The 25,122-nt window shown below is 73.6% G+C and carries 20 protein-coding genes; 5 read left to right on the plus strand and 15 right to left on the minus strand.

Annotated features, from left to right (window positions below):
* Positions 1-39: 39 nt before the first annotated feature.
* On the minus strand, positions 40-861 hold the full coding sequence (locus ABD363_RS18325) for a hypothetical protein (protein WP_344604796.1): 822 nt from the start codon (positions 859-861) through the stop codon (positions 40-42).
* Entirely contained in the window at positions 858-1,400 is a 543-nt protein-coding gene (locus ABD363_RS18330) for a SigE family RNA polymerase sigma factor (RefSeq protein WP_344604797.1), read from the minus strand. The genes ABD363_RS18325 and ABD363_RS18330 overlap by 4 nt, the downstream gene beginning before the upstream one ends.
* Before the next feature lie 203 nt (positions 1,401-1,603).
* Here ABD363_RS18330 and ABD363_RS18335 point away from each other — a divergent pair, with 203 nt between their 5' ends.
* Positions 1,604-2,818 (plus strand): recombinase family protein, encoded by a 1,215-nt coding sequence (locus tag ABD363_RS18335; RefSeq protein WP_344604798.1) that lies wholly within the window; start codon positions 1,604-1,606, stop codon positions 2,816-2,818.
* A gap of 284 nt (positions 2,819-3,102) precedes the next feature.
* Here the strand turns inward: ABD363_RS18335 and ABD363_RS18340 are convergent, their stop codons facing one another.
* On the minus strand, positions 3,103-4,383 hold the full coding sequence (locus ABD363_RS18340; RefSeq protein WP_344604800.1) for a nucleotide disphospho-sugar-binding domain-containing protein: 1,281 nt from the start codon (positions 4,381-4,383) through the stop codon (positions 3,103-3,105).
* A gap of 133 nt (positions 4,384-4,516) precedes the next feature.
* Positions 4,517-6,712, minus strand: coding sequence for an ATP-binding protein (locus ABD363_RS18345; RefSeq protein ID WP_344604802.1), 2,196 nt, complete (start codon positions 6,710-6,712; stop codon positions 4,517-4,519).
* Positions 6,713-6,842: 130 nt separating this feature from the next.
* Between ABD363_RS18345 and ABD363_RS18350 the strand changes: the two genes are divergently transcribed.
* Positions 6,843-7,646 carry a nuclear transport factor 2 family protein gene (locus tag ABD363_RS18350; protein ID WP_344604804.1) on the plus strand — a complete coding sequence of 268 codons (804 nt, stop codon included), beginning with the start codon at positions 6,843-6,845 and terminating at the stop codon, positions 7,644-7,646.
* 176 nt (positions 7,647-7,822) lie between these two features.
* Here ABD363_RS18350 and ABD363_RS18355 read toward each other — a convergent pair whose 3' ends face one another.
* Complete coding sequence (locus tag ABD363_RS18355; protein WP_344604806.1) at positions 7,823-8,170, minus strand: antibiotic biosynthesis monooxygenase family protein; 348 nt, start codon at positions 8,168-8,170, stop codon at positions 7,823-7,825.
* Entirely contained in the window at positions 8,167-9,429 is a 1,263-nt protein-coding gene (locus tag ABD363_RS18360; RefSeq protein WP_344604808.1) for a cytochrome P450 family protein, read from the minus strand. Before ABD363_RS18360 ends, ABD363_RS18355 begins: the two co-directional genes overlap by 4 nt.
* Positions 9,430-9,644: 215 nt before the next feature.
* Between ABD363_RS18360 and ABD363_RS18365 the strand changes: the two genes are divergently transcribed.
* Positions 9,645-11,273 (plus strand): FAD-dependent oxidoreductase, encoded by a 1,629-nt coding sequence (locus ABD363_RS18365; RefSeq protein WP_344604810.1) that lies wholly within the window; start codon positions 9,645-9,647, stop codon positions 11,271-11,273.
* A 16-nt stretch (positions 11,274-11,289) separates the two neighbouring features.
* Positions 11,290-12,276, plus strand: a complete 987-nt coding sequence (locus ABD363_RS18370; RefSeq protein ID WP_344604812.1) for an amidohydrolase family protein — start codon at positions 11,290-11,292, stop codon at positions 12,274-12,276.
* 57 nt (positions 12,277-12,333) lie between these two features.
* Here ABD363_RS18370 and ABD363_RS18375 read toward each other — a convergent pair whose 3' ends face one another.
* The 9 genes from ABD363_RS18375 to ABD363_RS18415 form a co-directional block, all read right to left on the minus strand.
* Positions 12,334-12,669, minus strand: coding sequence for a TcmI family type II polyketide cyclase (locus ABD363_RS18375; RefSeq protein WP_344604814.1), 336 nt, complete (start codon positions 12,667-12,669; stop codon positions 12,334-12,336).
* A gap of 28 nt (positions 12,670-12,697) precedes the next feature.
* Entirely contained in the window at positions 12,698-13,177 is a 480-nt protein-coding gene (locus ABD363_RS18380) for an SRPBCC family protein (RefSeq protein WP_344604816.1), read from the minus strand.
* Between the two features lies 1 nt (position 13,178).
* Entirely contained in the window at positions 13,179-13,445 is a 267-nt protein-coding gene (locus ABD363_RS18385; protein WP_344604818.1) for an acyl carrier protein, read from the minus strand.
* Between the two features lie 70 nt (positions 13,446-13,515).
* Positions 13,516-14,763: a ketosynthase chain-length factor gene (locus ABD363_RS18390; protein ID WP_344604820.1), complete on the minus strand. Its 1,248-nt coding sequence runs from the start codon at positions 14,761-14,763 to the stop codon at positions 13,516-13,518.
* Entirely contained in the window at positions 14,760-16,028 is a 1,269-nt protein-coding gene (locus tag ABD363_RS18395) for a beta-ketoacyl-[acyl-carrier-protein] synthase family protein (protein WP_344604822.1), read from the minus strand. Before ABD363_RS18395 ends, ABD363_RS18390 begins: the two co-directional genes overlap by 4 nt.
* Entirely contained in the window at positions 16,025-16,489 is a 465-nt protein-coding gene (locus ABD363_RS18400) for a cupin domain-containing protein (RefSeq protein ID WP_344604826.1), read from the minus strand. The genes ABD363_RS18395 and ABD363_RS18400 overlap by 4 nt, the downstream gene beginning before the upstream one ends.
* Positions 16,490-16,608: 119 nt before the next feature.
* A complete protein-coding gene (locus tag ABD363_RS18405; protein WP_344604828.1) occupies positions 16,609-17,778 on the minus strand; it encodes a SchA/CurD-like domain-containing protein in 1,170 nt (389 codons plus the stop codon).
* Positions 17,779-18,708: 930 nt separating this feature from the next.
* Positions 18,709-19,500 carry a S1 family peptidase gene (locus ABD363_RS18410; protein ID WP_344604830.1) on the minus strand — a complete coding sequence of 264 codons (792 nt, stop codon included), beginning with the start codon at positions 19,498-19,500 and terminating at the stop codon, positions 18,709-18,711.
* Between the two features lie 379 nt (positions 19,501-19,879).
* Positions 19,880-22,729: a helix-turn-helix transcriptional regulator gene (locus tag ABD363_RS18415; RefSeq protein WP_344604832.1), complete on the minus strand. Its 2,850-nt coding sequence runs from the start codon at positions 22,727-22,729 to the stop codon at positions 19,880-19,882.
* A 623-nt stretch (positions 22,730-23,352) separates the two neighbouring features.
* On the opposite strand from ABD363_RS18415, the gene ABD363_RS18420 reads away from it, so the two are divergent.
* Positions 23,353-25,023, plus strand: coding sequence for an AMP-binding protein (locus tag ABD363_RS18420; RefSeq protein ID WP_344604834.1), 1,671 nt, complete (start codon positions 23,353-23,355; stop codon positions 25,021-25,023).
* The last annotated feature ends 99 nt before the right edge of the window (positions 25,024-25,122 follow it).

The raw sequence follows: 25,122 nt of genomic DNA on the forward strand, positions 1-25,122 counted from the left end.
GGTTTTCCTGCCCCTCGGAGCGTTGGTCTCCCGCTTGATCTACTTCGTGACCTTGATCCCCTCCAACTCGGTGGACTTCGGCGCCAGGATGGCGAACCAGTCGTAGGGGGAGTGCTTGAGGCTGTGGATGACCGGAACGCCGGCGTTCGCCTCGGTGTCCGCGGACGTACGGCCGACCTTGGTAGACGTGCCGTCCTTCCAGGTGCAGGTGACCTCCCGGGCGGTCTTGGCGACCTGGCCAAACACCAGGCGCGGGGTGGCCGTGCCGTTCCCTGGGAGCAGCGGGAGCGAGACGGTCCCGTGCTCGCCGCCGGTCAGGACGTCGTCCTCGGGTAGCACCAAGTCCCCGATCTGAGTGGTCTTCGCCTCTTCACCGGTGACCCGGTGCACGAAGTGCGCGACCTTGCCCACCAGTTCGGAGGCTGTGGAGACGTCCTGCGGGTGCTCGCCGAACTTCGCCATGGCCGCCAGGGTGGCCTGGGCCTCCGCCGTGTCCGCCGGAGCTTTCCACACGTCGATGTACACCCTCCACGGCACTCCCGCGTCGGTGCCGCTCGCCAGGGTCGTCCGCATGTGCGGCTCGGATGCCTCCGCGCTGGCGACCGGCTGGCTCGCCGACGACACCCCCCGTTCCCCGTCACCGGACAGCCCGTTCAGTGCCAGAGCCCCCGTGGAGCCGGCCACGACCAGGGTGGTGGTCGCCACGACCGCCCAGCGACGGGCCCTGCGGCGGCGGCCGCCGCGAATCAGCGCCTGGGCGGGGGCTGTGCCGATCCTCACCTCGTCGGCGGCTTCGGCCAGCAGGAAGGCGATGTCGTGCTGTGTCATGTTGTGGCTCGTCTCCCGGTCCGCGCTCTTCACGTCCGTCCTCCCTGCGTCACTTTCTCCGCCAGTCCCGAAACGGCGCGCAGCTTCGCGATCCCCTTGGCTGCGTTGCTCTTCACCGTGCCGACCGAACAGCCCATCGCCTCGGCCGTCTGTGTCTCAGTGAGGTCCTCCCAGTAACGTAGGACCACTGCTTCCCGCTGCCGTGCCGGCAATTGGGCCAGCGCCTTCAGCAGCGTGTGACGGTCGTCGGCCTGGGCGATCCGGTCACCGGTGTCGGCCACCTCGTGTGTCAGGCCCGCGTCTCCGCTCCTGGGCAACAGGAACTCCCGCAGCTTCCTTCGATATCTGCGGGCATGCGCGTTGATCATCACTCGTCGCACATACGCCTCAGGGGCGTCGGCCAAGGCGACCCTGTGCCAGGCCACATAGACCTGCTCCAGCGTCGACTGGACCAGATCCTCCGCAGCGTGCTGCTCACCCGTGAGCAGAAATGCCGTGCGCATCAGGCGCGGCCAGCAACCGACGACGAAATCGTGGAACTCTCGGTCCCCGACCTGCTTTCGAACCACCATGAGCACCTCCCTCCTAGATGTTCAAAAGAGTCCATACGAAGCCGAGACCGTTGCCTCACCACGGAATCTTCTTCCGCTTCGCACAAACGACCCTTTCCGAAAGCAAGATCAATGATGGGCCGCCGGATCGCCGCCGGACCCGGATTCGCTCTCGCAACCCGTTCTCACTCAAAAGCGGCACGGATCCCGTTCTGAGACTTGCATTGTGCGAAGATTCGGGGCCATCACGAGCCCTCAGCACCCCTCCCCCCGCACCGGTCGATCCGGCCCTGCCGAGCGCGGACATCCGCATCGGCTACGCCCGCTGCTCCCCCCTCGGCCAGGAACTCGACTCCCAGCTCGACGCCCTCGCCGGGCACGGCATCCCCCGGGACAAGATCTTCGCCGAGAAGATCAGCACCCGCATCCGCGTACGCCCGAAGTTCGAGGAGGTCCTCCGTACGGCGCGGGAGGTCAAGGCCCACGCCCCGCACTGCCGGGTCATCTTCACCGCGTACGAGATGAAGCGGCTCGGCCGCGACGCCGCCGAACTCACCGCGCTCGCCGACCACCTCACCGCCCACGGCCTGGTCCTGGAGATGCTCGCCGGGCCCCTGCCCGGCGCCTACGGCCCCACCGGCCCCGGCAAGCTGCTGTTCGCGTTCTTCGCGGCGATGGCGGAGACCGAACGGGAGAACATCCGGGAGTCGACGCTGGAGGGGCTCGACACCGCGGCCCGCAAGGGCAAGCACGGCGGCCGGCCCCCGGTCATCACCGCCGACATGCTCCACACCGTGCTCCGCCGCCGCGCGGGCGGCGAGTCCGTCGAGCAGATCCAGCCCGACCTGATCATCCCCACCGGCAAGCGCAAGGGACACAACCCCTCGGCGGCCAGCATCTACCGGGCGCTCGCCGAGCACGCCAAGCGCGAGGCATACCCCGAAGCCGCCGAACAGGCCCACGCCGACTTCGCCGCCAGCCGGACCGCGACGGTCCCCGAGCCCCGCCCCGACACCCCTGACCGAGCGTCACTCCGATCACAGAGAGCTACTTGTCACTTCGCGGCAGCTTCGGGAGGACAGGACCGAGAACCCCAGCCCAGGGCCATGATCAATCTCAGCGCTACATCCTGTACCGCAACTACTCGGACCCGGGTCACGTCGACGGCGACAAGGCGTACAGCTCTCGCCGCAGCGGGCGCTGGCTACGCGAAGACGCCGGGTGAGACACCCGATCCCGGAGCCGGGGGAGAAGGGAAACACCGGGCGGGCGAACACTGCGACTGCCAGCGCCCCGGAGCCGCGGTACACGTGCAGGGCTTGCCGCCGACCTGCTCCCGATGTCGAAGGATCCGACCTCGCAAGCGTGGAAAAGCCATCACCACTGGGCTGTTCCGTCTCGCTGGTGACGGGCGGGGATCCCCTGTGGAGTCCGCGTGAGTGGCTGGCCGGATGATGGGGCAGGCACGGTGACCAACCACGATGAGGCGGCGACTGTCCGCCGTCGGTCCTGGCATGGTCGAGCCGGCACCTTGAGGCCGTCGAACGAACGGTCGGAACCGGGGCGCTGTCCGGCGCCAGTGGACCTCGGGGCCGCTCCGAAGACAGAGCCCGGGTACGCAGTGCTCGGCCGCGCCCACACCGCCGGGGCCGTGACGAACGGGGATGCCGGTCACCGTCGACGAGGCCGGTCGAGCCCCGACGGACGGTCCTGAACGGAGAGGTCACGCGCCGTCGATGATGTCGAGAACGGCGTGCACCGGGTCCGCGGACCGGTACTCCGCGCTCAGGTCTTGCGCCCGGCGTCGGAACGCCGGCTCGTCGAGCACCCGCCGGACGGCCTGGCCGACCGTGGCGGCTTCCGGTCGTCCGGTGCGCAGGTCGACACCGACTCCGAAGTCCGCGACCCGGGCGGCCACGGCGGGCTTGTCCTCGCTGCCGCCTGCCACGACGAGCGGCACGCCGTGGTGCAGGGCGAGCTGCACGCCGCCGTATCCGCCGTTGGTGACCACGATGTCGGCCAGGGGGAACAGCGCGTCGAACGGGATGAACGACTCGACGCGCGCGTTCGACGGCACGCGCAGGTCACCGGGGGCGATCCCGCGGCCGCCGAGCCCGGCTACGACGAGCGCGTCCTCGTCGGCGAGCGCGTCGAGTGTCGGTTGGACGAGATCGGTCAGGTCGTGGTTGGCCACCGTGCCCTGGGTGAGCGCGACGACTCGGCGCTGCGACAGCTCGGGCCACCAGGAGGGTGGTTGCCATGCGGTGGGCGGTTCGGGCGGCAGGGCCCCGATGAGCCGCAGCGTCGGCGGCGCATCGATCCGGGGGTACTCGAAGGACGGGACGGTGAGCTGAGCGAACACGTCGGGCAGCAGGATCTGTGCGTCGCTGATCACGGGCAGGGTGGCCGTCGCGCCCAGCCCCGCCATGACTTGCTGGGCGTGCGCGGTGGCGCCGGCGAGCTGGGCGGCGAGTTCGGCGTTGAACGCCGCAGCCGCTTCCCGCACGTCGAGCCCGGCGCGCGGGGGAGGAGGCCCCATCATGGTCAGCTCGGCCCCGCTGAGGGTCAAAGGGAAGATCCCGAGGCCGACGGTGCGCCGTGGCCGGATCCCGGGTGCGCCCAGCAGCTGCGGCCACGTTCCGTAGAAGGCGGCCTCGTGGATGACGGCGGCGTCCGGCTGCTGTGCCAGCACCTCCTGCAGCACGGCGTTCTGCGTCGGTGCCATGTCGGTGAACCAGCCGAACATGGCCTCCAAGAAGGCCGGGCCCGGCGGCAGCTCGTGCAGCCACGGCTGCAGCTCACCGAGGCGGCGGTCGTCGAAGTCGGCCGGTCCGGCCAGCGGGACGAACGCCGCCCCCGCTGCGTCGGCCTGCCGCGCGAACCGGCTGCCGCTGACGACCGTGACCTGTCGTCCGGCCGCGACGAGGTGGCGGGCGAGGTTCAGGACCGGCCGGACGTGACCGGTGAGCGGGGTCGCGGCGAGCACGACGGGGGTGGCTGTCATGGGGGGCTTCCTCGGGGTCGACGCAGGTCGGCCGCAGGGGCGGCCGACCCGATGAACCCGATCCTGGCCCCCTCGCCCGGGGGAGACCACCGGACATCGACCGGACAGCGCCGGTACGGGCGGACGGCCGGGCTCAGTCCCGCCCGGAAACGGTCCCGGCACGCCGGACAAGTTCCCGGAACCGTTCGTCGAGCCGGGCGGAGTCCGGCGCTGGTTCCGAGCCTGCCACTCCCTCCCACCACTGCGCTGATGCCACGTCACCGAGGTCGGCGGCCACGGCGGCGGCCACGCCCGCCAAGTGTGTCCGCAGCCGCTCGTCCTGCCGGGGGGAGAGTTCGGCGGCGGCGGCGAGCATCACGGCGGCGTCGTCCAGGCGTCCTTCACCGCGGGCGGCCTGCGCGCACTCCGCGAGGACCGCTGGGACCGAGAACTCGCTGCCCAGCTTCTGCGCCGTGTCCGCGGCGGCCCGCCAGTGCCGCACCGCCGCGGCCCGGTCGCCGCGCAACAGCGCACCGTCGCCGTAGCCGATCGGCACGTGCACGGCCGCCCACACGTCGCGCTCCACATCGAGGCGCTTCTTCATCAGGACCTCTGCCCTGGCCAGCAGAGTCTGTGAACCGTCGAAGTCCTCCAGGCGCAGCGCCGCCGCCGACGCGAAGATCGCTGCTTCCGCGGCCAGCGAGGCGTCGTCGACCCGCTCGGCAAGGCGCATCGCCCGCTCCGCGGTGGTGAACAGATCCGCGGCGACGCGATTGGACCCGGCGCGCGCCACCAGCCAGCGGGCCCGCCCGTGTTCGCTCAGGTCGTTCTCGTGCAGGCGGTCGGTCCAGGCGAGGGCTTCGTGGGTGTGCCCGGTCATCCACAGCGGCAGCCACACCGACCACAGCAGCTCGGCGGCGTCGTCGTACCGGCCGGTGTCGACGAGGTGGTCGAAGCCGAGCCGCAGCACATGGCGGTCGGTCTCGACCTGCTCGACCGCCGTCATGTCGCCGCGGCCCCGGATCCGCGCACCGTGTTCGCGTCCCGCCCGCAGGGCCCATCGGGCCACGCCCCGACGGACGTGTTCCCGGTCGGCCGGTTCGAGGGTCTCGACGGCGTGCCGGCGGACCGGTTCCAGCAGCCGGTACCGCGTGACCGGCCCCGTGTCGTCGGCGCGAGCCACCAGGGAGTGTTCGATCAGCTCGGCGAGTGCCCCCACCGCATCCGCCGTGTCCGGCGCGGCGATCGCGTCGACGGTGTCGAGGGAGAAGCTGCCCGGCACCATGGAGAGCCGGGGGAGCAGGCGCCGGGCCGCGGGGCCGAGCATCCGGCGGCTCCACTCGATGGTGGCCGCCATGGTGCGTTGCCGCGCCGGCAGGTCCTGTGGGCCGGCCACGGGCAGTTCCCTGAGTGCGTCGATTCGTTCGAGCAGTGCCCGCGGCCCCAGCCGGGCCGCTGCGGCGGCCAGAAGTTCGATGGCCAGGGGCAGCCCGTCGGCCTGCCGGCACAGCTGCGCGACGGCCCTGTCGTCCGCCCTCCCCCTGGGCGGTGCCCCGGCGGCGGCCAGCCGCTCGCCGAAGAGCCGCTCCGCCGCGCCCGGACCGAGCGGGGCGATACGCACCTCACGTTCCCGGCGTACGCGCAGCGGGACGCGGCTGGTGGCCAGGATCACCGTGTCGGGGGAGGCCGTGAGCAGCTCGGCCAGGTGGGGGCCGCAGGCCGTGACGCGCTCCAGGTTGTCGAGTACGAGCAGGGCCGACGTCCCGGCGAGATGCTCCGCGAGTCCGGTCACGGTGCCGGCGGCGCAGGCCGCCGCGTGGGCCACGGCCGCGAGGGCGTCGTCGGGTTCGGTGACGTCGGTGAGGTCGGCGAAGTACACGGCGCCCGGGCGCTCGGCGGCCATCACAGCAGCGGCTGCGAGGGCGACGGTGGTCTTGCCCACCCCGCCCGGACCGGTGAGCGTCACCAGCCGGCCCGGCGTGGTGCCCAGGGCGGCGACGATCTCCGCGACCTCGTCGTCACGCCCGACCACCTCGACGCTCGGCGGCGACGGCGTGCGGGGCGTCAGCTTGCGGGACGGCATCTCGAGCGCCGCGTCCCCGGCCCGGCCCAGGGTGGACAGCAGCGCCATGCGGTCGGCGTCGCGGAGCTGCAGCGCCGTGGCCAGTGCCCGCACGGTGTGCGGCTGGGGCTGGGTCCGTCGCCCGCGTTCCAGCGCGCTGACCGCGTCGACGGACACCCCGGCGGCGGCGGCCAGCTCCTGCTGGGTCAGCGACCTGGCCTCCCGTAAGTCCCGTAAGAGCGCCGCGAAGCTGATCGTCTTTCGTGCCGGTTCCGCGGAATCGTTCACGATGCCGATTATGCCCGCCGGGTCCGGACGGCTGTCCGGGCGGTGTCCCGGCAGTGTCCGGTTGTCGGGCAGCACCTCCGATGTTCATGATCGGCATGACAGGACGGACCACCGTTAGGAGATCCACGCCATGCTCCCCGAGGCCCTTCGATCACTGCGCGACGCGATCAACTCCCATGTCCCGGAACGGATCGCCGGCTGTTTCACCGAGGACTACGTCGCCGAACGGCCGCTGCGACCGGCCGAGGGGTTCATCGGTTCCGGCAAGGTCGCCGCGAACTGGACGAAGATCCTGGCCGGGCTGCCCGACCTCCACGTCGAGATCCTGCGCCACGCCCGGAACGGCGACGAATTATGGTCGGAGTGGGAGTATCGGGGCACCGCCCCGACCGGGGCGACGGTCCTGCTGCGCGGCCCGGTCATCCTCACCACCCGCGACGGACGGATCGCCTGGGCCCGGTTCTACCCCGACCCGGTCACCATGGAGGGCCCGACCCGCACCACCGTCTCCCAGGTACTGGACGCACCGGCCGAACGGATCTTCGCCGTTCTCCGCGACCCCCGCCGCCACCCCGAACTCGACGCCACCGGCCGACTGCGGCACGCCGAGACCTCCCAGCCGCTCGCCGCCGTCGGCGACACCTTCATCATGGCCATGCACAGCGAGGAGGACGGCGACTACCGGATCGAGAACCGCGTCGTCGCCTTCACCGAGAACCAGCTCATCGGCTGGGCCCCCGGACAGCCCGGACAGCGCCCGCCCGGGCACCGCTTCACCTGGAAGCTCACCCCGACCGACGACGGCCGCACCGAGGTGACCCAGACCTACGACTGGGCGGCGGTCACCCACCCGGCACACCTGGTGCGACTGCCGGTCGTCGCCGCCGACGAACTCGACGCATCGCTGACCCGCCTGGCCGCGGCGCTGGCCTAGGAGGGCTTGGCCGGCCGCACCAGTGTGGCCAGGGGCATGCCCGGGGGCAGGTTCGACAGCCGGAACTGCACGCGAGTACATGCGCTGCGGCCGGTGCCCGGCCCGGGCGGAGGCCGCCGGCCGGACCCCGGCGGGGCCGCCGCCCGCGGCCGGCCCGGGCCGGGCCCCGGCCGCGGTCAGCCGGCCGTGGCGTCCGGACCGTCCACGACGTGGAAGACCGCCGTCCAGCGGTCGTCGTGCAGACAGGCGTTCATCGGCTCGACCAGCGCGGTGTGACCGGGGTCGGCGCGCCACCGCTTGAGGGATTCGAGGTTCTGCCACTCGCTGGTGAGCAGCCAGCGGCCGGGCTCGTCGACCGAGCGGCACAGCTGTTCGCCGAGGTGGCCCGGGAAGCGCACGGCGCGTTCGAGCACACCGCGGTAGGACCGTACGAAGTCCTCCTCCCTGCCCTCCCGCACCCGCAGCAGCCGCAGGACGCGCACCCGCGCCGGAGCCGCGGTCCCGCCCCCCGCAGGGCCGGTCACGACGACGGGTCGAGGACGACGGGAAGTTCCGCCAGCCCGCGGAAGGCGGGGAACGGCACGGTCAGCCAGCGCGCGTCCTCCGGCGCCATGCCCAGGGCCAGGCGCGGGTAGCGCCCGAAGAGCGTGGTGAGGGCGGTCTGCATCTCCAGGCGGGCCAGCGGGGCGCCGATGCAGTAGTGCGGGCCGAAGCCGAAGGTGAGGTGCGCCGCCTGGACGTTGGGGCGCGTGACGTCCAGGCGGTCGGGGTCGGCGAAGGCCTCCGGGTCGCGGTTGGCCCCGGCGATCGAGATCTGGACGAGCGCCCCCTTGGGGATGAGCGTGTCCCGGACGACGATGTCCTCCTTGGCGTAGCGGAACGTCGAGTTCTCCACGGACGGCTCGAACCGGAAGATCTCCTCCACGGCCGCGGCCGTCGCGCCCGCGTCCCGGAACGCCAGCCGCCGCTGCTCCGGCCGGCTGAGCAGGTGGTAGACGGCGTTGCCGGTCTGGTACGCGGTCGTCTTGTGGCCCGCGAACAGCAGCACCCACGCCGTCGAGACCAGTTCGTGGTCGGTGAGCGCGCCCTCCTGGTCCTGGGCGGTGACGAGCGCGCTGAGCAGGCCCTCGTCCGGCTCCCGCCGCTTGCGCGCGATCAGGTCGACCAGGTAGTCGCGCAGGTTGCCCTCGGCCACCTCCAGCGCCTTCCTCGCCTCGGGCCCGAACCCGGTCTGCGCGACGGTGCTGGACCACTCCTGGGCCTGCCTGCGCTCGTTCTCCGGGACGCCCAGCAGCTCGCAGATCACCTGGAGCGGCAGCGGGAAGCAGAACTCCGGGAGCAGGTCGAAGGGTTCGGCGGCCGGGCAGCGCTCCAGCAGGTCGTCGACGATCTTCTGGACGCGCGGGCGCAGCGACTCCACCCGCTTCGGGGTGAACGTGTTGCCGACGATCCTCCTGAGCCTGGTGTGCTTCGGCGGGTCCGAGAACAGCATGTTGTCGTCCAGGGCGATCGACGAGTCGCCGAAGATGCGGTGGTAGGCGTCGAGGGCGCCGTACATGTCCTTGCTCAGCCGGGGATCGGCCAGGGCGGCACGGGCGTCGTCGTACCGGGTGATGAGGTACGTGTCCACACCGTGGGGAGGGGACAGCGGGCACACGGGTGCCGTCTTCCGGAGCGTGGCGTACACGGGGTGCGGATCGGCGCGGAACTCCCGGCTGCAGGACGAGGCCGCGGCCGCGGCCTCGTCGGACGACAGTTCCTCGGATGCGAACGCTTGCGACATGACTGGTCCCGGGGGGCGAGCTGCCGGTGGCAGCGGTGCGGTGTGGTCAGTGGCCACGGTTCCCCGGGCGGTACCGCGCGGCAAACGGTGCTGGGCCATACGGGTCGGATCCCCTCCGGGAGCGCGGACCGGCGACTTCCGCTTGGTAAAGACTGACTGTCAGGCCGGTCCACGACGCCCCGGAGCGGGCACCGCCGGATGGGGGTAGGAAACCAGTGAGCGGACGCGCAGCGGAATCCGTACCAGTTCTCGTCGTAGGCGGATCCCTGGTGGGTCTGTCCACCTCCGTCTTCCTGGGGCGCCTCGGGATCGAGCACCTGCTCGTGGAGCGGCACGCCGGGACGTCGACGCACCCGCGCGGCCGCGGGAACAACGTGCGCACCATGGAGATCTTCCGGACCGCCGGACTGGAGGCGCGGATCCGGACGGCCGCCCGCACCCTCGCCGGCAACGACGGCGTGCTCCAGGTGGACACCCTCACCGGCGGTGAGCGCCGCTGGATCATCCGGGACATCTCCGGGGGCGTCGACATGGCCGAGGTCAGCTCCTCCGACTGGTGCCTGTGCAGCCAGAACGATCTCGAACCGGTGCTGCTGAGCCAGGCCCGCCGGGGCGGGGACATCCGCTTCGGCACCGAGATGCTGTCCTTCACGCAGGACCGGACGGGGGTCCGGGCCCGGCTCGTGCACCGGGACACCGGTGAGACCTACACCGTGAACGCCGACTTCCTGGTGGCGGCCGACGGGCCCAGGAGCCCGGTGCGCAAGAGCCTGGGCATCGGCGTGTCGGGACCCGGCGACCTCTTCCACAACGTCAGCGTCACCTTCCGCAGCAAGCGGCTGAAGGACTGCGTCGGGCCGAAGCGGTTCGTCGTCTGCTACGTCACCGACCCGCGGGGCGAGGGGGCGCTGCTGCCGGTGGACAACGAGGAGCGGTGGGTGTTCCACCTCCCGTGGTTCCCGGACCGCGGGGAGACCCTGGAGGACTTCGGCGACGACCGCTGCGCGGCGCACATCCGGGCGGCCGCCGGCGTTCCCGACCTCGACGTGGAGATCACGGGGAAGGCGCCCTGGCACGCCTCGAAGCGGGTCGCGGACCACTACGGGCAGGGCCGGGTCTTCCTGGTCGGCGACTCGGCGCACGAGATGCCGCCCACCGGCGCGTTCGGTTCCAACACCGGGATCCAGGACGCCCACAACCTCGCCTGGAAACTGGCCGCGGTGCTCCGCGGGTGGGCGGGCCCGCCCCTGCTGGACACCTACGAGCGGGAACGCCGGCCCGTCGCCGTCGCCACCGGCGCCCGGGCGTCCCAGCAGGCCGTCGAGGAGCAGCACCCGGGGTTCACCCCCGCCCTGGGCCGCAACGACGACCCGGCCGACCTCATGACCGTCGCGCTCTGCTACCGCTACGCGTCGCCCGCCGTCATGGGCGCCCTCCCGGAGCAGCCCGTCGTCCCGGACACCTTCCAGCTCGGCGGCGACCCGGGCAGCCGCGCACCCCACATGTGGGTCACCCGACGGGGCGTCAGGATCTCCACGCTGGACCTGTACGAGCGCTCCTTCGTGCTCCTGTGCGGGCCCGAGGGCCAGGCGTGGCGGGCCGCGGCGGTGCGGGCCGCGCAGCGGACGGGCGTTCCCGTCCAGGCCTACCTGGTGGGCGGCGGCCGGGACGGCGACCTGGTCCCCGAGCCGGACGCCGACTGGGCGAAGCTGCACGGCGCGGCCGAGGAGGGCGCCGTCCTGGTGCGCCCGGACGGGTTCGTCGCGTGGCGGGCGCACGCCGACATGCCGTACCCGGACCGCGTACTGACGAACGTGCTGCAGACGATTCTCTGCCGCGACTGAGAAAGAGGACAGGGCGATGACATCAGCAGAGCACGACGGCCCCGCCGCGGGCCGGGTGGACGTCCACCACCATTTCACCGCGCCGGCCTGGCTGGACTGGGCGGAGGAGCGGGGCGTCGTCAGCCGCGAGAGGCTGCCCTGGTGGACGCGCTGGGACCTGGACGCGGCCCTGGAGCTCATGGACAAGACGGGCATCGGCACGTCCGTGATGACCGTGGCGATGCTCGGCCGGCTCCGCGGGCACGCCGAGCGCCGGGAGAGCGCGCGGGTCGCCCTGCAGGCCGCGGCCGAGGTCGTCGAGAGCCACCCCGCACGCTTCGCGTTCTTCACGCCGGTCTTCCTCGACGACCTGGAACTCTCCCGGTGGAGCCTGGAGTACGGCCTCGACGAGCTCGGCGCCGTCGGGGTGAGCACGCGGACCAGCATGGACGGCGTCTACCTCGGCGACGACTCGCACGACCGCCTGCTGGCCGAACTGAACGAACGGTCCGCGGTCGTCAGCACGCACCCCATGGACGTGCCGGCCGGAGCGGGCGGCGCCGGGGCGGCGCTGCCGGGAGTGCCGCCCTTCGTGTGCGACTTCCTCGTCGACACCACGCGCGCCGCCGTCAACCTCATCAAGGGCGGCGTCCTGGACCGCTACCCGAACCTCACCTTCGTCCTCCCGCACGGGGGAGGGTTCCTGCCCTACATGGCCGGCCGGCTCGAACTCTTCGGCGACCGCCTCACCCCCGGGATCGAGCCGGGCCGCGTCCGCGACTACCTGCACCGCTTCTACTACGACACCGCGGGCCCCATGTCCCCCTCGGCCACGCCCACCCTGCTGGCCACCGTCGACCCCGGCCGCATCCTCTTCGGCACGGACTGGCCGCCCACGCCGGCGCACGTCGTCGCCGACGTCACGACGCCGGCGCTGGACGGCGACCCGGCGCTCTCGGAGCGGCACCTGCGCGGGATCAACCGGGACAACGCCCTGCGCCTGATGCCCGCGCTCGCCCGCTGAGACGGCGCCCGGAACGACGGAAGGCCGCTGCCCGCACGGGCAGCGGCCTTCCGTCGTTCAGCGGGCGACCCGGTCCCGCTCCCAGTGGTAGAAGCACTGCGCCATCGCGTCCTTCGGACCGCGCCAGGTCTGCGGGTCGTACGGGCTGACGTACGCTTCGAGCTTCCTGCTGATGTCCCGGAACTCCGGGTGCTCGGCCACCCGGGCGACGGCGGGCCCCGGGTCCTGGTCGGCTTCGATGAAGTGCATGTACACGTCGCCGAACTGGAAGAGGGAGCGCTGGGTCACCCCCACGAGGCGGGGGAGTTCGCCTCGGTCGGAGGCCGCGAAGACCTCGGCGATGCGCGGGGCCGACCGCGGGTCCATCCGGGCGACGATCAGGGCGTGGTGCATGGGATCTCCTTCCGCGACCGTGTCGCGCTCAGGCGGGGGTGCCGGGTGCGGTCCGCCGCTCGGCGGCCGCCTGCTCGACGCGGTCGCGGATGAGGGCCAGCTGCACGGCCGAGTTGCGGTTGATGATGTCCGTCATCCCGGCGTCGTCCACGGGGGCGTCGGGCCGCATGGCGAAGTCCTGCGTCCAGCGCATCCGCGTGCCGTCGGCGGTCTCCTCGTACTCCCACCGGATGTCCATGTACGCGAACGGCCCGGGCTCCACGCGGCGCGCGCGGACGGTGAGCTTGTCGCGGTCGGTGGTCCGCTCCGACACCCAGCTCCACACCTTGCCGTTCTCGTCGGGGTGCATCGTCAGGCGGAAGGTCACCGTGTCGCCCTCGCGGGAGAGGATCTCGACGGACGCGTACTCGCTGAACAACTGCGGCCACTTCTCCAGGTCGTTGGTCATGTCCCAGACCAGGTCGACGGGCGCGGCGATGGTGATCTCGTTCTCCGTGTGTCCTGCCACTTCAGGCTCCAGTCGTGAGGGTGCCGTTGACGAGGTCGAGGAAGGCGCGGGGGCTCCTGCACCGCTCCGCGTCGGTGGGCAGCGACCAGCCGTGCCGGTTCTCCAGCTCGCCCACGATGCCGAGAAGGCCGAGGGAGTCCAGCCCGAACTCGGCGAACGGGCTGTCCAGCCGGCTCTGGAGGTCCTGCGGGTCGACGGTGACGCCGGCGGCCTTCTTCATCAAGGCGGCCAGTTCCTCCACGGTGAGCGGGGTCGCTTCGGCGGTCATGCGTGTTCTCCTTGTCGTACCGGGTGCTGAGGGGGGGCCGCAGGGGGCGGGGCGGTGCTGCCGCAGAGGGCTACGCGGCGGTCTCCGGTCCGCGGCGCAGGACCAGTGCCGCGTTGGAGCCCATGAGCCCCCGGCTGAGGACCAGGGCCGTGCGGAGCTCGGCCGGGCGCGCCGAGGCGGTCACCAGGTCGATCTCGTGGCAGACGTCGCGGACGCCCGGCGTCGGCGGTATCTGGCCGTGCTCCATGGCGAGCACCGCGGCCGCGACGTCCAGCAGGGGTGCTCCGCAGTACGACCGTCCGATGCCGGCCTTGGGGGCCGTGACGGGCACGCGGGTGCCGTGCGGGCCGAGGGCGTCGGCCAGGGCGAGGGCCTCGGCGCGGTCCGCCTCCGGGGTGCCCATCGCGTCGGCGAAGACCACGTCGATCTCCTCCGGTGCGCAGCCGGCCTCGTCGAGGGCGCCGCGTATGGCGCGGGCGAGCCCCTCCCGGGAGCGGTCCCAGCGCGAGGCGCCGGTGAACGTGGCGGCGTGCCCCGCCACGGTGGCGCGGACGGCCGCGCCGCGGCGGCGTGCCCGGTCCGCGTCCTCGACGACCAGCACGGCCCCGCCCTCGGCGGGCACGAAGCCGCAGGCCTGCGGGGTGAAGGGGCGGTAGGCGGCCGCCGGGTCCTCGACGGTGCTGAGCTCGGGGTAGGCGAGCTGGCAGACCACCGAGTACGGGGCGAGCGGCGCCTCGGCCGCCCCGACCACGACCACGTCGGTGCCCCGCCGCACGGTCCGGGCGGCGTGCGCGACGGCGTCCAGGCCGCCCGCCTCGTCGCTGGCCACCACCCCGCAGGGGCCCTTGAAGCCGCCGCGGATGGAGATCTGCCCGGTGCTGGCCGCGTAGAACCAGGCGATGGACTGGTAGGGGCCGACGAACCGGGACCCCTGCCCCCACAGCTTCTGCAGTTCCCGCTGGCCGAACTCGCCGCCGCCGGACCCGGCGGCGGTGACCACCCCGATGGAGTACGGCGAGTCGGTGGCGGCCTCGTCCAGCCCCGCGTCTCCCAGGGCGGCGCCCGCGGCGGCCATCGCGAAGTGGGTGAACCGGTCGGTCTGGACGAGGAACGTCTCCTCGACGAGCGTCGCGGGATCGAAGCCCCGCACCTCGCCGGCGACGCGGAGCGGCAGGTGCCCGCATCCCTCCCGGGTGACCCGGTCCAGTACGCTCACGCCCTCCTTGACGGACTTCCAGTACACGTCCGTGCTCAGTCCGTTGGGCGCGATCACCCCGATCCCGGTGATCGCGGTGCGCCGGGTCCGCTGCCCGCTCATGCTTTCCTCCCGCCCGGCCCCGTCAGGAGCACCGCGGACTGGAACCCGCCGAAGCCGCTGCCCACCGAGAGCACGTTGCCGAGCCTGCGGGGGCGTGCGGTGCGGGGCACGTAGTCCAGATCGCACTCGGGGTCCGGGGTCTCGTAGTTCGCCGTCGGCGGCACCACCTGGTGGGCGATGGCCAGGACGCAGGCGACGAGCTCGATCGCGCCGATCGCGCCCAGCGAGTGGCCCACCATGGACTTGATCGAGCTCATGGGCGTGTCGTAGGCGTGGGCGCCCAGGGACCGCTTGACCGCGGCGGTCTCGTGGCGGTCGTTCTGGCGGGTGCCCGAGCCGTGCGCGTTGACGTAGTCGATCTCCGAGGGGTCCACCCGCGCGTGGTCGAGCGCGGCGTCGATGGCCCGGGCCATCTCCAGGCCCTCACTGGTCAGCCCGGTCATATGGTACGCGTTGCCGAACGTGGCGTAGCCGCCGATCTCGCAGTACACGGGCGCGCCGCGGGCCCGGGCGTGTTCGAGTTCCTCCAGGACGAGCGCCGCGGCGCCCTCGCCCATGACGAATCCGTCGCGGTGGGCGTCGAAGGGCCGCGAGGCGTGCGCCGGGTCGTCGTTGTTCGGCGACGTCGCCTTGATGGCGTCGAAACAGGCCATGGTGATCGGGGAGATGGGGGAGTCCGACGCCCCGGTGATGCAGACGTCCGCGCGGCCCTCCTCGATGGTGTGGAAGGCGTAGCCCACCGCGTCGAGTCCGGAGGTGCAGCCGGTCGAGACGGTCTGCACCGGGCCGAGGACGCCGAATCGCTCCGCGACGACCGAGGCCAGCGTGCTGGGCGAGAACGCCAGGTGCAGTTGCGGCTCGGCGGCGCGGTGGTCGACGTCCCAGCGCCGTCCCCGCTCGCTGACCAGGACGTAGTCGTGCTCCAGGCGGGTCGTGCCGCCCACCGCGCTGCCGAGGGAGACGGCCACGCGCCACGGGTCCTCCCTGCCGAAGTCGATGCCGCAGTCGGTCACCGCCTCCGCCGCGGCGGCCAGGGCGAACTGGATGTAGCGGTCGGTGCTGCGCACCAGCTCGGGGTCGATTCCCTGCGCGAGCGGGTCGAAGTCGCACTCGGCCGCGATACGGGACCGCAGCCCCTCGGGGTCGAACAGGGTGATGCCGCGGGTCGCCGTACGGCCGTTGGACAGCAGGTCCCAGAACGCCGGCGTCCCGATCCCGCCGGGTGCGACGACGCCGATGCCGGTGACCGCCACCCGCCGGGTCACGAGGGCACCCCGGGGCGTTCGGGCCGGGTGCCCTCCCCGTGGACGAGCGGGTACGGCTTGAGGCTCTCGCCCTCGGCCGTGGCCTCCGTGTCGACGTGGCCGAGGCGCGGCTCCGGCGCCAGCGGACCGAGGTGGAAGACCATCCGGGCCTCCTCGTCGCCGACGTTGCGGAAGCGGTGCCGCATGTCGATGGGGATCATGAGGCCCTGGTCGGAGCGGAGAGGAAACGTTTCGCCGTCCAGGTCGACCTCCAGCCGGCCCTGGACGAGGTACACGAACTCCTCGGAGTACGGGTGGTAGTGCTCGCTGATGCGTTCGCCGGGCTGCATGATCGCCAGGCCCATGAAGCCGCTGGTGGAGCCGACGGTGAGGGGGGTGAGCAAGGTGCGCAGATCGCCGCCGCGCTTGCGGTTGGGCTCGATCTCGTCGAGGTCCACGATGCGCGGGCTTGTCTTGTGCATGGTCCGTCTCCAGGTGGGGCGGTGAGGATGGCCCGGGCTCGCCCGTGCCGGTCGGTGCGGTGACGGCCGGAACGGCCGGTGATGACTTGCGGTGGTGCGCGCCGGTCGGCGGCGCGCCGTCAGGGCCGGGGAGCCGTGCGGTCGGTGATCAGCGTCATGCCGGCGTGTGCCAGGAGACGGGTCGCGTCCCGTTCCCCCGCGAGGGGACCCCGGATGCCGAGCGCGGCGCCGTCGAGCAGACGGGCCAGCACGGCGGCCTTCTTCTCGCCGTGGACGCCCAGGACCCGGACCGGGTCGGCCTCGGGATCGCCCGACACGTCGACGAGCCGGACGACGAGGTCCTCCCGGTGGAAGACGGTGCTGCGGTACACCGGGCCGGCGGGATCGTCCGCGGCCGTCTCGTCCTGCTGGGCCAGCAGCCGGGCCAGCATCAGCCCGCAGCCCTCGCGGGCCGGGTAGTACAGCGCGTGGCGCCGCAGACCGGCCGGTTCCGGGCCGCCCCGTGTCACGTGGTGCACGGCCGGCATGGCCGCGCGGGTGAAGAAGGCCCGGGCGGACTCGGGGTCGTTCAGGTCCCTGCTCTGCTCCAGGTGCGGGTTGAGGGCTTCCTCGACGGCCCGCACCTCCGGCTGGCGGGAGACGTGGCGCAGCGCGGCGACCAGGTCGCCCTGGACCTCGACGGTGCGTACGACCCGGTTGCCGTGCATGAACAGGGTGGTGCGGCACAGGCGCGTGGTGTCGTCGACGCGGGACTTCGGCGGGGCGTAGTCGGCGAGGATCTCGGCGACCTTCGACTCGGAACCGGGCTTGACGGTGAAGGTCAGCGCGTGCCGGATCAGGCCGTCGCCCACGCGCGGGGGTGCGTGGACGCCACCGGCTGCGCCGGCGGTCTTCGCCGCCGCGGCGGCCTGGTGGACTCCGCGGGCGGTCGGGGCGGGGGGCGGAGCGGCGCCGCCGGTCTCGCGGACGATGTGGTACCGCATCGACCGCAGGTCGCGGACGCAGCTCTGCATGGGTCTGACTGTCTCGATGTGCGCTTCACTGTTCACCCATGCCAGATATGGTGGGGCGCTCTCCCACTCGCTTGTGATGAGCCATTGGGACGGGTTCTCCGCGGACTGGCACAGCTGGTCGCCGAGGTGGCCGGGCACCGAAGCGACGTGATGGCGCATGTGCTCGTACGCGTCGAGGAACTCCTGCTGGGCGCCCTCGTTGAGGTCGACGAGCAGGAGGACGCGCAGCCTGGAGCCGTCGAACGCGGACTGGGTTATCGACTTGGCACTGGTCATCAGACAGGCCCTTCCTTCGCGGGAGCAAGTGGCGGTCGCCGCGTCCGACGTGCGAACGACGCTCGGCCCTGAGCCTTCAGCGTGAGTCGGTACGACGGACTTTGCGAGCGCTGCGGGCCAATGGGGGGAACCGGGCGGGGAAGGGCCGGCGGATCCTCCCGGCGGCCGGAGGGGAGGCCTGCGGAGCGCGGGGACGCGCGGCGCGGCGGCGGTGCGGTCGCGGTGCGGCGGCGGTGCGGTCGCGGTGCGGCGGCGGGACCGGGCCGCGCCGGGAACGCCCGCCTGCGGAACGGCACGGAGGCGGTCGTTCGCGGACACGCTCGCAACGGCGCCGAGCCGGTCGCCCGCCGGCCTCCGGAACGGCACGGAGGCGGCCGCTCACGGACAGGCTCGGACCGCCCCTGCCGGAACCGCCGCGGGCGGCCCCCGGCGGGTCCTCGCAGGACCCGGGGGAGCGGTTCCGTAAGCCGGGCGAGGACGTCCCGGCCCGCGTACGGCCGGACGGGCAGGGACCGGGGGAGGAGCGGCTCGGCCGCCGGGCGCTTCCGAGCGCGCCGGACACGCCGCCCGCCCGCGGGGAGCGCGGACCGGAGCCCGGACGCCCCGCCGCCCGCCCGTGCTCCCAGGGCGGGCGGCGGCACGTCCGAAACCGGCGTCCTTCTCCCCGGCCGGCTCACCGGGATCGGCGGAACGGGGCCGTGACCGGCTCGCCGGATCGGCGGGGCGGGGCCGTGGCCGGGGAGGAGCGGAGGCCGGGCGCGCCGCACGGGGAGCCGTCGTGACGCCGTCCGCTCCGGGGGCGCACGACGGCGCCGGGAGGGCCCGCGGACCGCGGGGAACGCATGGAAAGGGGGCGTTGCGGGCCGCTCGTGGTGGCCCGCAACGCCCCCTGGTTCTTCACCTGAGGGGTGCTCAGGAAACTTCTGGAGGTTACGAGTTGACCTGGGCGGTCACCAGGCTGGAGAAGGTGGTCAGCCGGGTGTACACACCCGGGTAACCGGCCTGGGCGCAGCCCTCGCCCCAGGAGGTGATCCCTGCCAGGACGCCCCCGACGAGCAGGGGACCGCCGCTGTCGCCCTGGCAGGTGTCCACGCCGCCGGAGCTGTAACCGGCGCACACCATCTCGTTCGCGACGAAGTCGGAGCCGTAGGAGGTGCGGCAGCTGGAGTCGGAGACGATCGGCACGGTCGCGGTCCGCAGCTGGTTGGAGGAGCTGCCGTTCGAGGAGGTGGTGCCCCAGCCGAGGATGCGGGCGGTGGTGCCGGCCGCGTACACGGAGGTGTCGGTGGACGAGACGTACTTGGCCGTCGCGTACGGCATCGCCGTCGACAGCGTCAGCACGGCCACGTCCTCGCCTCTGGTGGCGGTGGTGTAACTCGGGTGTATCCAGATCCTGCTGACCCGGCTCACCGTGCCGTTCGTGCCGTTGAGGTAGGTGCGGCCGCCGACCACCCGGACGCTGCTCGTGGTCTCGCCGACCATGCAGTGGGCCGCGGTGACCACCTTGGTCGGGGACACCAGGGTGCCGCCGCAGAACTGGTTCTGCGAGGCGTCCGTGATCTGCATGACGAACGGGTACGCGGTCGTCGTGGTCGTCGTGCCGCCGACGATGGGCTGGGGGGCGGCGGCCGCGCTCGGGGCGCTGAGCAGGGCGGTCGCGGCGGCGGCAGCGGCCGCGGCGGCGAGAGCGGCGGCCTTCTTGACACGGGTGAGCCCGAACATGAGTCTCCTCGTCGGATTGCCGGTGGGGGTCGCGCGGGTGGGGGTGGTGCACCAGGGGTCTCGGGACCGACCCCCGTGTGTCCGGCGAGCGGCACGCCCTTACGCTAGGAGCCGGGCCGTGACGGCCCAATGAGGGAACGCCCTAGGGGAGTTGGGCAGGGAAAACCCTCGGTCGCCCGGCCGCGGCCCTCCCCGGCGGATCCCTTCCGCGGCCCTTCGGACCTTTTCGGCGGATCCCTCCCGCGCTCCCTCCGGGCTTCCCCGGCGGATTCTTTCCGCCTCCCCTCCGGGCCTCCCCGGCGGCCCCCGGCGGACGGTCCTCAGCGGTCCGCGGACCACCCCCGGCGGCCCCCGGACGACCGCCGCGCCCCCGCGCGGCTCAGTCCGTCCGCCGTTCCGCGGCCAGCCGGACGATGTCCACCCGCGAACGGATCCCCAGCTTGCGGTAGACCCGGGTCAGGGTCGCCTCGACGGTCTTGACGCTGATGAACAGCCGTGCGGCGATCTCCCGGTTGGTCGCGCCCTCCATCACCAGCGAGGCGACCTGACGCTCCATCGAGGCCAGCCCGTCGAGACCGGCGGGGACGGCGGCGGGCGCGGGCGCCGGCTCCGGCGGGCGCGTCGCGGCCGCCGCGTCCACCTGCCGCAGCCACGGCAGCGCCCGGCAGCGCCGGAACAGCCGCGCCGCCTCGTCGTACGACGTCGGTCCGGGCCCGGAGGCGTCGCCCGCCCGGGCGAGGCCGGGGGAGCGGGGCAGGGTGCGCAGCCGGGCCAGTTCGAAGGCGGCCCGCGCCTCCTCCAGGCCGTGGCCCAGCTTGGCGAGCCGTTCCTGCACCGAGGTCAACTGGGCGACGGCGGCCTCGTGTTCGCCGCGCGCCGCCCGCACCAGCGCCTCGGCCCGGTCCAGGACGGCGAGCACGCTCTCCCGGCCCAGCCGCAGCGCCTGCACCCGCGTGACGTCGATGAGGTCCTGCGCCTCGGCCATCTCGCCGGTCCTCACCAGGGCCTCGGCGAGGTCGCCGTGCCAGCGCCCGCGCGCCGGGTCGGTGATGCCGATGCCCTGTTCCAGCTCGCGCACCCGGCGCAGGGCGTGGACGGCGGCCCGGGCGTCGCCCGCGACCAGACAGGCGTGGCCGAGGGCGGCCAGGGCGCGCGAGAGGTAGACCACGTCCCCGTCCTCCTCCGCCCGGTCCACCGCCTCCCGCGCGAGGGACAGCGCCCGGCCGACGTCGCCGCCCGCGGCCTCGGCCAGCGAGGTGAGCATCGCGCTCGCCGCCTCCCCGATCCCGGCGTCCCGCGCCAGCCGCAGGCTCTCCCGGGCGAGGTCGAGGGCCCGGCCGCAGTGCCCGGAGCGCAGTTCGGTCTCGGCGAGGAAGCGCAGGTAGTGCACCTCGCTCTCGGCCATGCCGCGCCGGCGCACCTCGCGCAGCAGCGCGGTCAGGGTGGTCCGGGCCTCGGGCAGCCGGTCGCTCATGATCAGCCAGCGGAACCGGGCCGAGCCCGCGCCGTTGTGGTGGCAGGCGACCCGCGGGTCCTGCGGCTCCTCCAGCGCCCGCTTGATGGTGGCGGGGGCGTCCGGGTGGCCCATCAGGGTCTCGGCCTGCGCCTGGAAGGCGAGGGCGAGGAGTTCGGTGCGCCGGTCGCCGGCGCGGGCGGCCAGCTCCGCGGCGTGCGCGGCCTCCTCGCGGCCCTGCGCGAAGTCGCCCTGGACGACCAGGCCGCGCCAGGCCAGCTGGTAGTGGACCAGGGCCAGCAGCCGCGGGTCGTCGCCCGCGTCGGCCAGCGCCTGCGGGAAGGCGGCGTCGACCTCCCCGAGCGCCTGCCCGGCCGACTCGATCACCACCATCCAGGCCCGCACCCGCTCCGCCGGCGCGCTCGCCCGGGCCAGCACCTCGCGGGCGATGTCCCGGGCGAGGTCCACCTCCCCGGCGGTCAGCGCGTCCTCGGCGGCCTGCAGCCTGCGCTCGTCCGGGCCGGGATCGCTGCCGGGCGGGGTGTGCCGGGCCGCGAGCAGCCCCAGCGACGCGGCGACCGACGGCGCTCCGCGGTCCCGGGCCAGCGCGGCGGCCTCCGCCAGGCGGGCCGCGACCTCCGGGTCGGCGCCGCTGGTCGCCAGCGCCAGGTGCCGGGCGCGTTCGATCGGGTCGGACGCGGCCGTGGACAGCGCGGCGTGCGCGGCCCGCCGCTCGTGCGCCGGGGCCTCCGCGTACAGCGCGGCCGAGATCAGCGGGTGCGCGAACCGTACGGCCGGCCCCTCCGGCTCCGTCGCCAGCAGTCCCAGCTCGGCCGCCCGGGCGGTCTCGGCCTCGGCGTTCTGCCGGCCGGCCGCGTGCAGCAGCGCCAGGGTGGGGCGGGCGCCGGCGCTGGCCACCAAGAGGGTGCGGCGGGCCTCGTCCGGGAGCATCTCCAGCCGGCTGAGCACCAGGGCCCTCAGCGAGGTCGGCACCGGCAGCGGCTCGCCCGGCCGGGGCGGGGCGGGGTTCTCGGCGAGCGCGCGGCCGAGCTCCAGGGCGAACAGCGGGTTGCCGCCGCTGGTGCGGTGGATGTCGCGGACCGTGGAGCGGGACAGGCCGGTGTAGCCGCGGTGGTCGAGGAGCGCGGAGACCTGGGCGCGGGAGAGCGGGCCGAGCCGCACGGCGAGGGTGTCCGGCGGCAACGCGCGTAGATGACGGTCGTACTCCTGGCCCTCGGTGCGGACCGCGCACAACAGCCGCACCGGGGTGCCGCCCAGGCGGCGGGCGGCGAAGCCGAGGAGTTCGGCGCTGGCCGGATCCAGCCACTGCAGGTCGTCGGCGACGACGAGGACGGGGCCCTCGGCGGCGAGCGCGCGCAGCGTGGACAGCACCGCCAGGCGCAGCGCCAGCCCGTCGCGCTGGAGGGTGGACTCGCCGCGGCCGGTGAGCGCCGATTCCAGGGCGGTGCGCTGGGCGGCGGGCAGCAGGTCGGACACCTGGTCCAGGACCGGGCCGAGGAGGTCGGCCAGGGCGAGGAAGGGGAGATGGGATTCGGACTCGGTGGCCGAGCAGCGCAACACGGTCCGGGCCTCGCCGGCGTATTCCGCCGCCAGCGCGCGCAGGACGGTCGACTTTCCTATTCCGGCGGGGCCGTGGAGCAGCACACTGCCGCCCGAGGCGAGCCGCTCACGCGCCGTCGTGAACAGCTCCTCCCGGCCGATGACCAGGTCGGGGCGGCATCTGGCAGGCTCCTTGAAGTCCCGTCGCACGGTCACCGCTCCCCTCCGTGTGTCGTGTCCTGGCCAATATTAGGCAACGGCCCATTGAATTTCGGACGGATGGAGTGGTGAGGGAAATAACAGAGGAGGGGCCTGGAGAAATACAAAGCGCGCCCGAATGGGCGGCGTCCCGGCCCGGAAACCGTGACGAGCACGGGCGAAAACCCCGCGGCCCCGCGGCAACCGTCCCGTCCGGCGGGCGGCGGCCGCGTTCGGCCGGCCCTCCGGGCGGGTCCGTGTCCGCGGCCGGTCCGCGGGGAGGCGGAGCGGCCCGGCACCGGCATCCGGCCGCGCGGGCGCCGCCTCGCCGCCCGGGCCGTCGCCGAAGGCCGCGGCGGGCACGCGGAGCGCGGGCGGCACGGCACCGCCGGGCTCGCCGGCTCCGCTCCCTTCTGCGCCTGCCCGCACCACCCGAACCTGCCCGAACCGCCTGAATCCGCCCGAGTCCGCCCAAACCGTTCCGTGCCCGCCCGAGCCGTTCGAGTCCGCGTCCGGAGACACCCGGGCGCCCGGCCGGGCGCCGGGGCGCCCCTCCCGTTCCGGGGTGGTGGAATCCACGTCGGGGATCGGACGATGGCGGGAGCCGCCCGACAACGGCCCGGTACGAACGAGGAGGACGGATGACGACGGCGACGGACAGCTTCCGCAGGGCGCGGGACTTCCTGCTGCGGCACCGCGAGGACTACACCACCGCCTACGAGGGCTTCGACTGGCCCCGCCCCGAACACTTCAACTGGGCGCTGGACTGGTTCGACGTCATCGCGGACGGCAACGACCGCACCGCGCTGCACATCGTGGAGGAGGACGGCTCCGAGACCCGCCTCACCTTCGCCGAGCTGTCCGCCCGCTCGGACCGGGTCGCGAACTGGCTGCGCGCGCGGGGCGTCGGCGCCGGGGACCGCGTCCTGGTCATGCTCGGCAACCAGGCGGAGCTGTGGGAGACGGCCCTCGCGGCGATGAAGCTGCGCGCCGTCGTCATCCCGGCCACCCCGCTGCTCGGCCCCGCCGACCTGCGCGACCGCGTCGACCGCGGCCGGGTGCGGCACGTGATCGCGCGCGCCGAGGACACCGGCAAGTTCGACGGCGTGCCCGGCGGCTACACCCGCGTCGCGGTCGGCGGCGCGGGCGCGGGCTGGCAGCCGTACGAGGACGCCCACACCGCCCCCGACGGCTTCACCCCCGACGGCCCCACCCGGGCCGACGACCCGCTGATGCTGTACTTCACCTCGGGGACGACCGCCCGCCCCAAGCTGGTCGAGCACACCCACACCTCGTACCCGATCGGGCACCTGGCGACCATGTACTGGATCGGCCTGACCCCCGGCGACGTGCACCTGAACATCTCCTCGCCGGGCTGGGCCAAGCACGCCTGGTCGAACCTGTTCGCGCCGTGGAACGCCGAGGCGACCGTCTTCCTGTACAACTACACCCGCTTCGACGCCGCCCGGCTGATGGCGGAGATGGACCGTGCGGGCGTCACCACCTTCTGCGCCCCGCCCACGGTGTGGCGCATGCTCATCCAGGCCGACCTGACCCGGCTGCGCACCCCGCCGCGGGAGGCGGTCGCCGCAGGCGAACCGCTCAACCCCGAGGTCGTCGAGCAGGTCCGCCGCGCCTGGGGGGTGACCGTCCGGGACGGCTTCGGCCAGACCGAGACCGCCGTACAGGTCGCCAACACCCCCGGCCAGCCCCTCAGGACCGGATCCATGGGCCGCCCCAGCCCCGGCTACCGCGTCGAACTGCTCGACCCGGTCAGCGGCGCGCCCGGCGCCGCCGAGGGCGAGATCGCCCTGGACCTGTCGGCCCGGCCCGTCGGCCTGATGGCCGGCTACCACGGCGACGCGGACCGCACGGCTCAGGCGATGGCGGGCGGCTACTACCGCACCGGCGACATCGCCGCACGGGACGAGGACGGATACCTGACCTACGTCGGGCGCGCCGACGACGTCTTCAAGGCCAGCGACTACAAGATCAGCCCCTTCGAGCTGGAGAGCGCGCTGCTGGAGCACGAGGCGGTCGCCGAGGCCGCCGTCGTGCCCGCCCCGGACGAGCTGCGCCTGGCCGTGCCCAAGGCGTACGTCGTGCTGGCGGAGGGCTGGGAGCCGGGCCCCGACACCGCGAAGGTGCTGTTCGAGCACTCCCGTGAGGTGCTCGCCCCCTACAAGCGGATCCGCCGCCTGGAGTTCGGCGCCCTGCCCAAGACGGTCTCCGGGAAGATCCGCCGCGTCGAGCTGCGCGAGGCCACGGCCGCGGGCTCGGCCGCCGAGTACCGGGAGGAGGACTTCCGGTGACTCCGCACACGCGGGGGCGGCCGGACCCCGCTGACGCGCTCCCGGCGGCCGCGCCGGGGACGGCGCGCGGGGCGGAGCCCCGGCAGACGGCCGTCCGGG

Origin of the sequence: Streptomyces glaucus (genome assembly GCF_039533365.1) — a bacterium.
Taxonomy (GTDB): Bacteria; Actinomycetota; Actinomycetes; order Streptomycetales; family Streptomycetaceae; genus Streptomyces; species Streptomyces glaucus.